Raw genomic sequence first — 11,741 nt, 5'->3', positions numbered from 1 at the left:
AAAAACTGTGTCCCTGGACCCTAGCGGCAGTGGCGGCGCTTAACGCATTATCCCATTTGCCGCCCGGGTACATCCATTGATTAAAGACAACCATGCAAGAAGGCTGCCCTTTCGCGTATTCAAACGCGTGAGGCAGCCTTCTTGTTTATGCTTGTTTGTACAGCCGAATATGCCGGCCCAGCTGAAGCATTACTTCGACAATTCAAGCTTATCATCGATTTTGACTGTAATTTTCGAATACTTGGCCGGAATGAGCACATCATCCGAAGATGAAGAAATCACTTGCGGATAAAATTTGTCCGGGTCAGGTTGTACGATTCGGTAGTAGATCACCGCTTCCGTGCTGCTTGCGTAATCCACCGAGGTAATCTTGATGGAATACCCCGGATGCGGCAGATCATCCTTCGTTACCGTGACTTTGTTCTGCTTCTCGTCCGCTTTTTCGATACGGGTCGTTACGCTTGGGTCGGATTCGCCTGGCTCGGCAGGAAGGGCATTCTTCTGATGCTCTTCAATAAATTGAACCGCGTTGTACACCAGCTCGGCCGCTTCGATCCGTTTCAGCTTTTGATCCGGATGGAATTTGTCGTTAGCGTCCAGCTTCGCGATTTTCGTCAGCAGCAGAAATTGAACCGCGCTTTTGCTTTCCTGCTTGATTTGGTCCTCATCCGCCACATTCACGTACATCATCACGACCGGGTAATCGCCGGTTTTCCCGATCGCTTCAACCAGCAATGTCGCAAAGTCCTCACGGGTGATCGGCTTATTCCACTCCATATCCGCCGTTACGGACAGTCCGTTCTGGGCCGCAATATTGACCGCATCCGCGAACCAGGCATCTTTCGGAACGCTCTCGAAGGAACGGCCCGTAAAGTTCGGCATCACCTTCAAATCGACCGCATTGACGATCAACTGCACAGCCTGTGCATACGTTAGAGGCTTGCCAGGAGCGAACCGGTCAGCACTCACGCCTTGAATAACTCCTTTCGCTTGCAGCTCCTTCACCATTTGCAGCTGCTTCTCTCCCTGGATATCGGTAAAAGCCGAAGCAGCGCCAGCGCCTAGGAGTGAGGATGCCACCAGAATCGCAGATAACCATTTTGTTGTTTTCTTCATCATAACACCTCCTATCATTTCTGACGCAGGGGCGTTGGAATATGTTTCATATCTGCGTATTTTTCTATACGCTTTTTTCGCCGTCCAGACCGAGCTTCGCATACATTTCCTTCGAGTAGCCTTGCAGCTTCTGTTCGAGGGCCTGCGCCTGGTCTTTAAAGGCGGTCAGCTCGCGGATCATGCGGGAACGTCCGGCCGGGCTAAAGGTTTCATGAATCCGTTCTTTAAAATAGTCATGAACAATATAATTGCGCTGCTTCCACACTTTCTTCAATTGAACCGTCTCTTCTTCGGAGAAAGGAAAGTAATGCTGGATTTCATGCACCAGCTGACCGAGCGAGCTGCTTAATTTCCGTTGGTACAGCTCCGCAAAATCCTCCTCCGACGGCACATTTCCTTGGGACAGCTTAATCAGCATCAACAAATTCGCCAGCTGCTGCTCAAGCGCCTGTGAATAATATACGGCTAATCCGAAATAGGCAAACAGCTCTTTGGAGTGGTCACTGTCCAGCAGTCGAGTTTGTTTCATCGTTACCTCCTCTGATATAGGCTGTCTTTACCGTTTCGTTAAAAACGATATCCCTATGGTAATGGAAGACCTCACCCACTTCAACCTGATTTTCGCGACAAGCTTGCGGCATCCTTGTTACATGCAATCCGCAAATAGATAGCAAACATGACAAGCGTATAAACAAGCAGGTAGAGCACGGTTCCGGAAATCCGCAGCGTTGACAGCTCCCTGGCATTCATCAGTACATCGACCATCACGGAAACCGGCGGCAGGACATAGGGGATGAAGCTGTAAAAGGCAGGAAGCGAATGAACGAGCGATTTACCCGCCAAAGACAGGATGATCAGAATGATCAAACAGCCGGCCGCCCTCCCCTGGTTCTCGATCCAGCCGGGCTGAAAGAATAACGACAGCGATATTCCGATCAGCGACAAACCGAAATGTCCGGCAAAGCCGAGCGCGAGGATAGGCGCTGACATCGGTTCTCCGAACATCCCGAAGGCAACCGGATAGACCACGGCGAAAATGCACAGCATGAATCCGATGATCGCGGCTGCTCCGTATTGGGCGGCATAATACCGTCTCGCGCTGCCGGCATGAATGATCAGCAGCATGGATTGACGCCCCTGGTCATGGTTCAAAAAATTCATCCCGAGCCAGGTGGAGCCGATAAACAGCAGCGCCGCCGTCACAGCATAGCTGTCCATGATGGGATTCGGCCGATAGGAATAGATTAGCATCACCGAGATGATTGTGAAAGCCAGCGGAGCAAAATACCGGTAGGATCTCGTATAGCTGGCCAGCATGTATGTCATTAAAGCAGCAGATCTCATGCTATGCTCCCCTCTCCGAAACGTCATCGTATCCGGATAAATCCGATTCGGACGTATCTTTCCCATGGGGCTCCAATCTGCTGATCGTCCCTCCGCTACGCAGAATCTCGACCAGCATCTCGTCCGTAAACGGCTGGGCTACGACCATGACAGCAGGGCTGCCTCTTGATATCCAATATAAAAAGCCCTGTCTGCTCTCCAATTGCTGCATGACGTCCGGCCGTACGCGGGAGAATTCCAGCCGCATTCTCGCCGCTTCTTCCCGCTGCCCAAGGATGCCGTCTCGCGTAATGGTTCCACCTTCAACAGACGTCACCCGATCGGCCAGCGAGGCGATCAGAAGCGGCTCATGGACGGACATGGCGATCGATGTCCCCTGCCTCTTAATCTCGCTTAGCATTCCGATCATCTCCAGCTGCGAGGGCTCATCCAATCCGGAGAGAGGCTCGTCCAGGACGAGCAAATCGGGCTGCCGAAGCAGAGCCTGCATCACATTCACCTTCTGGAGCATTCCCTTAGAGCATAAGTTCATCATGGTATCAGGCAGCTGAAATATATTCATCATGGCATCAATTCGTTTGATCGCGCTCTCCTTGTCTATACCCTGTATGCGGGCGATATATCGCAAGTATTCCGAAGGTCGGAACCGAAGCGGCGGGAAACGATCGTGTACGTAACCAATGATTAACGGCTTAATATGTTCCCTTCTGGCACCGCTTGAAGGATTGGCCAGTCCGGCGACAAGACAGAGCAAGGTGCTCTTTCCGGCACCATTTCCTCCCGTAATTGCGACGCATTCCCCGCGTGCGATGCTCCAGGATACGTCGGACAGCACGATTGCCTTTCCAAACCGTTTGCCGACCTCCTGCAAAGAAAGCAGCTTCTGCAAACCTCTCAGCTCCCGTTCCATAAAATGGCTTCTAGTATGTATTGTAGTACCTTTTACATGCCAAAAACAACCTCCGCCTGTACGGTTTAGGCGGAGGTGGGTGCGAACGTTGCCCTATTCGCTTTTTTGCCATTTTTCTGAAATTGGGACTGTATTGCCTTCAGGCACGGCATGCGGCATGCGGCATTGGGAAAGGCCCCCGTCCGAGCGTCGAGCCTTACCTCGTGTAAAGGCCATTATACATTCTGCGCCCAGACGGATCATTCATCTGCGGCGAGCTCCCAGTCCAGCCAGCCATTCGCCTCCACCATTTTAATGAAAGCGGCCAGCCGGGGAATCAGCGGTTCGGCCTGCTCCCCAAATTCGGCATGGATCATTTGCGCGATTTCGGATAAGGTATGCTCGCCGTCACATTTTCGGATGACGGCTGCGCCAAGACGATCCAGACGGACCCGGATGACTTCGGGCTGGTTTAGGAAACGGACAGCCTGCCGCTCCAGCCAAGAGGTCCTTGGCACATGCACCCGCGCCCCTTCGTCTCCCGGCTCGAATCGGAGCCCCGGCTTAAGCAGCGGCTTCATCTCTAACAGATTGAGCCGAGTGTGCCGCTTCTTATGACGAAGCTTCATACCGGTATCACCCCTCCTGATCCTCGGTTAACCGTTCCTGCTTCCCACTCAACGAGCCGCCTATCAAAATAAGGGTTACGACCAAAAATACAAGGAGCGGCACCACATTATTCGCAATCAGCACATCGCCCGGTATGTCGACATTCATCCAGATCAATACGGCGATAATGACGCCGATCAGAGATTCACCAGCGATCAAGCCGGAGGCGAGCAGCGTTCCTTTCTCGACCCTGGCGGCCTTTAATTGCTCATTTTTGCGCGAAGCAAACTCGATAATCCAGCGAACCACGCCTCCGATCATAATCGGCACGCTGACATGAATGGGAAGATAGATCCCGACGGCAACCGTGAGCGAGTTCAAGCCGAGAAGCTCGATGACGACAGCAGCAGCCACGCCGATAAACACGAGATCCCACGGCAAACTGCCGGCCATAATCCCTTCAACAATGATCCGCATCAGAACGGCTTTCGGGGCAGGAAGCTGTTCGGAACCAAGTCCGTAGCTCTCATTCAACACGGAGAGAATGAATCCGATCACAAGTCCCGAAACAAGGACGCCGATCATCATCGCTACCTGCTGCTTCCAAGGGGTTCCCCCTACCAGATATCCGGTTTTCAGATCCTGGGAAATATCGCTGGATACGGCAAGCGCTACGCATACGATTGCTCCGACGGTCAGCGAGGCGATCATGCCGGTCATCCCCGTTAAACCCGTCATTTTGAATATAAACGTGACGATCAATAACGTCGCAATGGTCATGCCCGATACCGGCGATGAGGAGCTCCCGACGAGCCCGACGATTCGGGAGGCGACGGTCACGAACAAGAAACCGAACACGGCGATCGCTATGGCCCCGATGATGCCCACATCGGTTAACGGGGCGAATGCGATGATGACGATCAAGATTGCGATCATCACAAAGACCCAGAACGCAGGAATGTCCTTGTTGGTACGATCCAGCGTTACCTTCCCATGTTCCCGGCTCCGAAGGCCGCCAAGGGTGGCAAAGAGTGATCCGAACAGCATCGGCAAGGTTTTAACCAGCGTAATTAATCCGCCTGCCGCCACCGCGCCTGCACCGATGTAACGGATATAATCCTCCCACAATCCCCAGGCCGTCAGCTCCCCGATCGGGGCTGCGGACGGGGCAATGACACTTTGTCCACCCGCACCGATATAACCGATGGTCGGAATGAGGACCAGCCAGGCGAGTGCCCCTCCTGCTAGCATCTGGCCGGATATCCTCGGTCCGATAATGTATCCGACGCCGAGCAAAGCCGGATAAATATCCATGCCGATCAGGGCATTTTTAAACCGGTAGATATAGGTCTCAATTTCGGTTCTAAACCATTTAAAGCCGTCACCCATCGCCTTGACGACACCGCCAATCAAAAAGCCGTACACGACGAAAAGGGCGCTGCGGCCGCCCCGGTCGCCGGATTTAAGCACTTCCGCACAAGCCATTCCCTCCGGATAAGGGAGCGTGGCATGTTCATTGACGATCAGAAGCCGCCGCAGCGGTACCATCATCGCCACGCCAAGAAAGCCGCCGACAAGCACAATGAAGCTTACGGTCGCCATGGAAGGAATATGATTCCACATATACAGCGCAGGCAGTGTAAAGATGGTGCCGGCGGCAACAGCTTCGCCGGCTGTGGTCATCGTCTGTACAATGTTGTTCTCCAGTATGGATTGCCTTCGGAATATTCCCCTTAATACCCCTAACGATATAACCGCAGCGGGAATGGAGGCGCTGACCGTCAAGCCGATTTTCAGCCCCAAATATGCATTGGCGGCAGCAAATACAACGGCCAGCACGATGCCCAGGATGATGGCAAATACCGTCAGCTCAGCCATCGACTTGGAAGCGGGTATGTAAGGAACGAATCCGGTCCCCTTGCTCGCTTGCGCTTGTTTTCCATCTTGCATGCGCATGTCTCCTTTCTAAGCTGTATGAAGGTATGGGGTCGAGTCGTAAAGCATCCCTTATATTGCCCTCTTCTGCCAATCCTAAACGTGTGGGCATGTTTCTTCGGAAAGAACAAAAAAGCCCGGAGCATCAAAACAAGTTTGATACTCCGGGCTTCTTGAATGATCAATATGATAACCGCTGCTTTATTTCCCGGAAGTGTCTTGCTTTCCGTTGACCTTGACTTTGACTTCAACATACTTTACATTGCCGGAGTCGCCAACCTCCGACTTCACATGCTTGCCTTTCAATTTCTCGCCATGCTCGCCGTAAGCCTCTTTGACCGTCGGCCACATATCCTCATCCGGCTTGACCCGGATCATCATATAGAACTCGCCGACATTTTTCGGCTTTGCGATCAGCAGCAAGAAACGGCCATCGGGGCCGACCTGGCTGCGATCGAAATAACCGGTATGTATTTTGCCCGGAATATCGATATCGAGCTGTACCTCCGTGCCTTCCAGTAGATTGCTCTCCCCGCTGACATAATAATTTCTGTCATCCAGGGTAATCAAAGGCTTGATCCATACCTCGGGATTGCCTTGATCGTCCGGCTTTTCTCCGGCTGGCTCCTCCAGCTGTGCCCGTTCAGCTCCGGGCTTGATACGCGCCGCCGCACGGATTTCATAATAGATTTCATCGTCGCCGGAAACATATTGGTGCACATACGGACCGGTCAGAAGCTCGCCCTTCGTGCCGAGAATCTTCTGAATCGGCTCGGACAGATCCTCCGGCTGAATATTCACCGTGAGATCCAGCGGGTCCTTCGTAATATCCGGCCGCTTGATTTCAAGCCGGTAGCTGCCGTCATTCTCCGTAAGGGCATCATCCTTATAACCGAACATCGTATATCCTCTAGCCGTAATTTCCCCATTAATTTCAATGCCCGCCGGAAGATTGCTGGTTCCTTCAACAATCACCTGACTGTCCTCTACCTGAACATCCCCTTTGATCCATATATTCGGATCCAGTGTAACATCGCCATCTGCGCTTACGCCCTCTACAATTTCTGCATCAGCGACAACCTCCGCATCCGCTGTCTCTGAACCGCCTGCTACCTCGGCATCAGACGGCTCTCCGCCTTCATTTTCTTCGCCGGAAGTCGTCTCCGCCTGTTCGCCCGTTCCAGGCGATACCGCGTCCTCCTGCTTGGTTTCTTCCTTGGGAGCATCGGTTTGCTCCCCTGTCGGCGTTTTGCCACCTCCGCTGCAGCCTGCCAGCACGAGCAGGACAGACAGCAGCAAAGCCAGCCATCCCTTGCGATTCATCTTCCTAACCTCTTCCCTTCGACCTAAATTGTTAACGTCTGCCTGTACCTCCTAAATATTTGAAAATTGGCAGACCTTCATCTTTTATACACTATATTTCGATCCGATGAAACAAAAAAAATCAGCGGGATGTGAAAATGTTGCTGTCTTATCATTCCATGAAATCAAAAAGCCCGATCTTCGATATCAGAAGATTGGGCTTTCGGGAAATTAACATGGTCTTTGACTTAAAGCTGGCCGACCATCTCGCGGCATACGTCCGCACAGCGGCGGCATGCCTCGGCACATTGCCGGCAGTGGTCATGATCATGCTTCTCGCATTCTTCCGCGCATGCCAGACATGCTTGGATGCACAGCTCGCATATTTCCTTAACGAAGGGGCTGTTGCGTGACATTGCCTGTGCGGCAAAGGCGCAAATATCGGCACATTCGCGATCCAGCGCGATACAATCCCGCAGCATCGCGAGCTCGTATTCTTTCAGGCAGGATACATAACAGACGTTGCAAGCGTTCATACATTGGAGACATGCTTCGATGCATTCTTTATACTTGAGTTCATTGATCATGGATATATCCTCCTTGTAATTATAACGCTATGCCCTTGTATTAAACTGCCGAACACCGGTTGAATCACGCGCTGCGTCACGCGAGGCAGGGACACGATTGATCTGCGCCTGCCGTTCCTAGACGGATGTACGCTTTCCTTCGAGCGCTTCAAGCTCCGCTTGCAGCACGGACTTGTTGAAATGCTCTCCGATAAACACCACGACATCTGGAACACGACCTTGAGGCGTGATCTTCATGAAATCCGATTCGCGAAATGCATACTGGAACAGGAATCGGCTGTTCGTATCGCTGAAGGTCAGTACCCCCTTGGCACGGTACACATCCCGTGGAAGCCCCGCTATGAAGTTCTCGAATTCCTCACTGTTGACAGGGCGGCTGAAGTAATATGTATAAGACATCACATGATCATGGGAATGGTGGGAATGCTCGGTGTGACTCGATTCCGGCTGAAATTGATCCTCGACCCCTTCAGGTACGGCCCTGCCCTGCGGTTCATCCGCTTCTTGCTCGGTTGAATGCCGCGGCATCACCGGATGATTCTCGTGGTCCGGAAGGCTGCCTAGGAGCTCATCCAGATTCACGTCGCAGCGTTCGGTCGGCAAAATCGGCGCGTACGGGTTCCAGCGGTGCACGAATCGCTCCATCGCATCCTTCTCCGCCGCGCTCACCCGATCCGTTTTATTTAACAAGAGCACGGAGGCCGAGCGAATCTGCTCCTGCATCAAGCGGTACGTCTTCCCTTTTTGCTCGACGCTGAGGTGGAGCAGATGAGCGGTATCCACAACGGTTATCAGCTTTTTTACGTCCATTCGCATGTAGAGGGAAGCCTCGGCTACCGCATCCAAAATTTCCATCGGATTGGCGATGCCCGTCGCCTCGATCACGATGACATCCGGCTTCTCGTTCTGGACAAGCATGGCGATCTCCGATGTCAGATCAGCACGGATGGAGCAGCAAATGCAGCCGCTCAGCATTTCGGCTGTCGGTACATTTTCCCCGGCGATCAGACCATCGATATTCACTTCCCCGATCTCATTCATCACGATCGCAGGCCGCAAGCCCTGAGCCTTCCAGTAGGCGATCATACGTGATAGCAAGGTTGTTTTCCCGCTGCCAAGAAAACCTGATAAAATATATATGGGTGTCACATGTTCCACGAATATGTACTCCTTCTTGATCAACTTATCATTATGCTAGCGAGTGTACTACATTTCGGTGATCGATCGCAAGCTTCGCCGCCGCTTACATCTTTAAGAGGAGTAGTGATGACATGAACTCAGTTCAAGAGCATAAAGAGCAAGCCCCTGCCATCGTGCAGTGCATGGTTGTCACCGTCTCGGATACCCGGACCACAGACAATGACAAGAGCGGACAGCTGATGATCCGCCTCCTGCAAGAGGCGGGACATCGGATCGCTGCATACACGATCGTCAAGGACGATTATGAGCAGATCCGGGAGACCGTACGTACGGGCGTTAGCCGGCCGGATATCGATATCGTACTCCTAACGGGAGGGACGGGCATTTCCAGCCGGGATACGACCTATGAAGCCGTCTCTTCTATGCTGGAGAAGGAGCTTCCCGGCTTCGGGGAAATTTTCCGTTACCTCAGCTTTGCCGAGGACATCGGAACCGCTGCCATCTTGAGCCGTGCGATTGGCGGGACGATCCAAAATACGGCCGTATTCTCGATGCCTGGTTCCACCGGCGCCGTAAAGCTGGCGATGAATCGCTTGCTGTTGCCGGAGCTGACGCATATTAAGCAGGAATTAATCAAGCACGAGCCCAAACGCTGATACGAGCGGTTTATAGCCCTTAACGCAATGAAAGCTTCCGTCATGCTTTCCTCTAAGATTCTGGGCTAAAGAACAAGCGAAGCAAGCGTTAAGGACATAGCAAGGGGCATCCCAGCGTCCAATTTCGGACCTTAAGGATGCCCCTCGCGGTTCAGGACATTTATTAACTGCCTGCACGACCGTCATGCTCGTTAAGCAATTGAGGCGCTATTTTTTTGAACAGGCTGTAGTAGTTATCGGTCTTATCTCCTGTGGACGTATAAACGATCGATGTCTCCTTGTCGCTGTAGATCAGGTTATGGCCCCCTCCTACGTTGACATCCCCCTCTTGTGCACCGTAGATTTCGTCCATCCCTTTTCGTCTGGCTTCCGGACTCTGATAAATATATACCGTAATAAACTGACTGGCATCATTGTTGATTCGATATTGATACGTCAGGTTGCCGATGTCATCTTCAGTAAACGTTTCGTTGGTCAGCCGGATATGCTCTTGGCTGAAAGCGGCTTGAAGATCTTCAAGCAATCTGCCGTTTCGGCCGCGTCCCGCATTCCTTGCTTCCCTCGACCCTTCTTCATAGGCCTGCATGCTGTACAAGCGTGCTTCTTCCTTCGCGACCTGCTTGGAGCAGCCAAGTGTCATCGATAAAATCATACAGATGATAAGCGCGGCAACATATCGTTGGACCATCATGTTCACTCACCCTTTCATTAGGTCAAAGGCTTCCTTCCCATAGGATGCCTGCGGATGAGCAACATTATGCGGCCGGCCGCCATTATAATCGAACGACGCTCCTTCCGACCGCTTCTCCTGCCAGTATGGTCTGCAGCAGCCCCGGCAAATCGGACAAGCCGTATTCCGTAATGCCTTCGGCAAGGACGGTTTCAGGCTTCCACTCGTCCGCAAGCTTTTCCCAAATCGAGGTTCGTACATCCAGCGGACAAAATACCGAATCGATCCCAAGCAGGTTGATCCCGCGCAGGATGAACGGAAAGACGGTCGTTTCAAATGCCCCGCCGCCCGTCATGCCGGACACGGCAATGCTCCCGCCGTACCGGACGCTCTTGAGCAGCGAGCCGAGCTGGCTTCCTCCGACCGGATCCACGACAGCCGCCCATTTTTGGCTCGACAACGCTTTTCCGGAATCGGCTGCCGTCTCTTCCCGCGACAGGACGTCCTCTGCGCCAAGCCGCTTTAACCACTCGGCATGGCTGGTCTTACCCGTTGATGCTGTCACGCTGTAGCCAAGCCGGCTAAGGATGGATACGGCGAAGCTTCCTACCCCGCCAGTGGCACCGGTCACCAGCACAGGACCTTGATCATTCGACAAGCCGTTCCGGATCAAGGCAGCGATCGACAGCGCCGCGGTAAAGCCGGCCGTCCCGATCGCCATGGCATCCCTCGGAGACAGTCCGTCCGGTAGATGAAGCAGCCAGTCCCCTTTGACCCTGGCATACTGGCTGAAGCCGCCCTCATGTGATACGCCGAGCTCATACCCCGTGCACAGCACCCCATCCCCCGGCTTGAAGCCGGGATGCGTAGATTCAACGACCGTTCCGGCCAGGTCGATTCCGGGAATAAAGGGATACCTGCGCACGATCGAGCTGTTCGGGATGCTGGCCAGCCCATCCTTATAATTCACACCGCTGTGGCTCACCTGCACGAGCACATCTCCCTCCGGCAGTTGATCCAGCCTTAAGCTTTCTACAGCACTTTGTACCCCTCCTTGATCGTCCTGACGGAGGACAAAGGCCTGAAACTGCAGATTCGTGTTCATCTGTATATCGCTCCTTCTCCTGATTCTTGCCCGAGAACATGGTACATCCGCTTCCGAGGGTGGACCCGGGCTCGCTACCCCTTGCTTCCTAAAGATTTAAACGCGTATACCTTTTTTCCCTTCTGCATCGTAATCGAAAAACCTGTCATCGCACCATGATTTATTTCATTCATATCATTAACGTATCCCGGTTTCTTGCCTGCCGCAAGTGAATCCAAATTGTCGAGAACATGTATAAACTCACGGACGATGGCGATTCCTGCGCTTTCCCGAGAAATAGCCTGATAACCGCTTTATCCTGGATGAAAAAAGCCGGTTAACAAATAACTTTTAGTGGATTACCTTTGAAGTTTTTAGAGCGAATGTGCGTGGGGGCACGAAAAAGACG

The 11,741-nt window shown here is 52.8% G+C and carries 12 protein-coding genes; 1 reads left to right on the top strand and 11 read right to left on the bottom strand.

The window, feature by feature from the left end:
* Nucleotides 1-189 precede the first annotated feature (189 nt).
* The 9 genes from NSQ46_RS11690 to NSQ46_RS11650 all read right to left on the bottom strand — a co-directional run bounded on the left by NSQ46_RS11690 (nucleotide 190) and on the right by NSQ46_RS11650 (nucleotide 8,940).
* Nucleotides 190-1,119, bottom strand: coding sequence for an S-layer homology domain-containing protein (locus tag NSQ46_RS11690; RefSeq protein WP_244152655.1), 930 nt, complete (start codon nucleotides 1,117-1,119; stop codon nucleotides 190-192).
* Nucleotides 1,120-1,180: 61 nt separating this feature from the next.
* Nucleotides 1,181-1,645 (bottom strand): hypothetical protein, encoded by a 465-nt coding sequence (locus NSQ46_RS11685; RefSeq protein WP_342576784.1) that lies wholly within the window; start codon nucleotides 1,643-1,645, stop codon nucleotides 1,181-1,183.
* An 80-nt stretch (nucleotides 1,646-1,725) separates the two neighbouring features.
* Nucleotides 1,726-2,460, bottom strand: a complete 735-nt coding sequence (locus tag NSQ46_RS11680) for a hypothetical protein (protein ID WP_210095116.1) — start codon at nucleotides 2,458-2,460, stop codon at nucleotides 1,726-1,728.
* Between the two features lies 1 nt (nucleotide 2,461).
* Entirely contained in the window at nucleotides 2,462-3,349 is an 888-nt protein-coding gene (locus NSQ46_RS11675) for an ABC transporter ATP-binding protein (protein WP_007128658.1), read from the bottom strand.
* A gap of 260 nt (nucleotides 3,350-3,609) precedes the next feature.
* Nucleotides 3,610-3,978, bottom strand: a complete 369-nt coding sequence (locus NSQ46_RS11670) for a PqqD family protein (protein ID WP_007128659.1) — start codon at nucleotides 3,976-3,978, stop codon at nucleotides 3,610-3,612.
* Between the two features lie 7 nt (nucleotides 3,979-3,985).
* Entirely contained in the window at nucleotides 3,986-5,908 is a 1,923-nt protein-coding gene (locus NSQ46_RS11665; protein WP_341342141.1) for an oligopeptide transporter, OPT family, read from the bottom strand.
* Between the two features lie 186 nt (nucleotides 5,909-6,094).
* Complete coding sequence (locus NSQ46_RS11660; protein WP_210095119.1) at nucleotides 6,095-7,216, bottom strand: hypothetical protein; 1,122 nt, start codon at nucleotides 7,214-7,216, stop codon at nucleotides 6,095-6,097.
* 227 nt (nucleotides 7,217-7,443) lie between these two features.
* Nucleotides 7,444-7,782: a four-helix bundle copper-binding protein gene (locus NSQ46_RS11655; RefSeq protein ID WP_007128662.1), complete on the bottom strand. Its 339-nt coding sequence runs from the start codon at nucleotides 7,780-7,782 to the stop codon at nucleotides 7,444-7,446.
* A gap of 117 nt (nucleotides 7,783-7,899) precedes the next feature.
* The gene (locus NSQ46_RS11650) at nucleotides 7,900-8,940 is read right to left on the bottom strand and encodes a GTP-binding protein (RefSeq protein ID WP_342576783.1); all 1,041 of its coding nucleotides are present in this window, start codon (nucleotides 8,938-8,940) and stop codon (nucleotides 7,900-7,902) included.
* A gap of 113 nt (nucleotides 8,941-9,053) precedes the next feature.
* Here NSQ46_RS11650 and NSQ46_RS11645 point away from each other — a divergent pair, with 113 nt between their 5' ends.
* Nucleotides 9,054-9,578: a molybdenum cofactor biosynthesis protein B gene (locus tag NSQ46_RS11645; RefSeq protein ID WP_342576782.1), complete on the top strand. Its 525-nt coding sequence runs from the start codon at nucleotides 9,054-9,056 to the stop codon at nucleotides 9,576-9,578.
* Between the two features lie 163 nt (nucleotides 9,579-9,741).
* Here the strand turns inward: NSQ46_RS11645 and NSQ46_RS11640 are convergent, their stop codons facing one another.
* Both NSQ46_RS11640 and NSQ46_RS11635 read right to left on the bottom strand, forming a co-directional pair.
* The gene (locus tag NSQ46_RS11640) at nucleotides 9,742-10,269 is read right to left on the bottom strand and encodes a hypothetical protein (protein WP_028405577.1); all 528 of its coding nucleotides are present in this window, start codon (nucleotides 10,267-10,269) and stop codon (nucleotides 9,742-9,744) included.
* Between the two features lie 82 nt (nucleotides 10,270-10,351).
* Nucleotides 10,352-11,353, bottom strand: coding sequence for an acryloyl-CoA reductase (locus tag NSQ46_RS11635; protein ID WP_342576781.1), 1,002 nt, complete (start codon nucleotides 11,351-11,353; stop codon nucleotides 10,352-10,354).
* Between the last annotated feature and the right edge of the window lie 388 nt (nucleotides 11,354-11,741).

Origin of the sequence: Paenibacillus sp. FSL M8-0142, assembly GCF_038597315.1 — a bacterium.
Lineage (GTDB): Bacteria > Bacillota > Bacilli > Paenibacillales > Paenibacillaceae > Paenibacillus_AQ > Paenibacillus_AQ lactis.
The sequence above is the reverse complement of the archived record's forward strand: the minus strand, read 5'-3'. Positions and strand labels throughout refer to the sequence as shown.

Excerpts from the sequence above, each read along its gene's own strand:
- NSQ46_RS11665 (WP_341342141.1), bottom strand. The coding sequence starts at position 5,908 with ATGCAAGATGGAAAACAAGCGCAAGCGAGCAAGGGGACCGGATTCGTT.
- NSQ46_RS11640 (WP_028405577.1), bottom strand. The coding sequence starts at position 10,269 with ATGATGGTCCAACGATATGTTGCCGCGCTTATCATCTGTATGATTTTA.
- NSQ46_RS11645 (WP_342576782.1), top strand. The coding sequence starts at position 9,054 with ATGAACTCAGTTCAAGAGCATAAAGAGCAAGCCCCTGCCATCGTGCAG.
- NSQ46_RS11660 (WP_210095119.1), bottom strand. The coding sequence starts at position 7,216 with ATGAATCGCAAGGGATGGCTGGCTTTGCTGCTGTCTGTCCTGCTCGTG.
- NSQ46_RS11690 (WP_244152655.1), bottom strand. The coding sequence starts at position 1,119 with ATGATGAAGAAAACAACAAAATGGTTATCTGCGATTCTGGTGGCATCC.
- NSQ46_RS11670 (WP_007128659.1), bottom strand. The coding sequence starts at position 3,978 with ATGAAGCTTCGTCATAAGAAGCGGCACACTCGGCTCAATCTGTTAGAG.
- NSQ46_RS11685 (WP_342576784.1), bottom strand. The coding sequence starts at position 1,645 with ATGAAACAAACTCGACTGCTGGACAGTGACCACTCCAAAGAGCTGTTT.
- NSQ46_RS11635 (WP_342576781.1), bottom strand. The coding sequence starts at position 11,353 with ATGAACACGAATCTGCAGTTTCAGGCCTTTGTCCTCCGTCAGGACGAT.
- NSQ46_RS11680 (WP_210095116.1), bottom strand. The coding sequence starts at position 2,460 with ATGAGATCTGCTGCTTTAATGACATACATGCTGGCCAGCTATACGAGA.
- NSQ46_RS11655 (WP_007128662.1), bottom strand. The coding sequence starts at position 7,782 with ATGATCAATGAACTCAAGTATAAAGAATGCATCGAAGCATGTCTCCAA.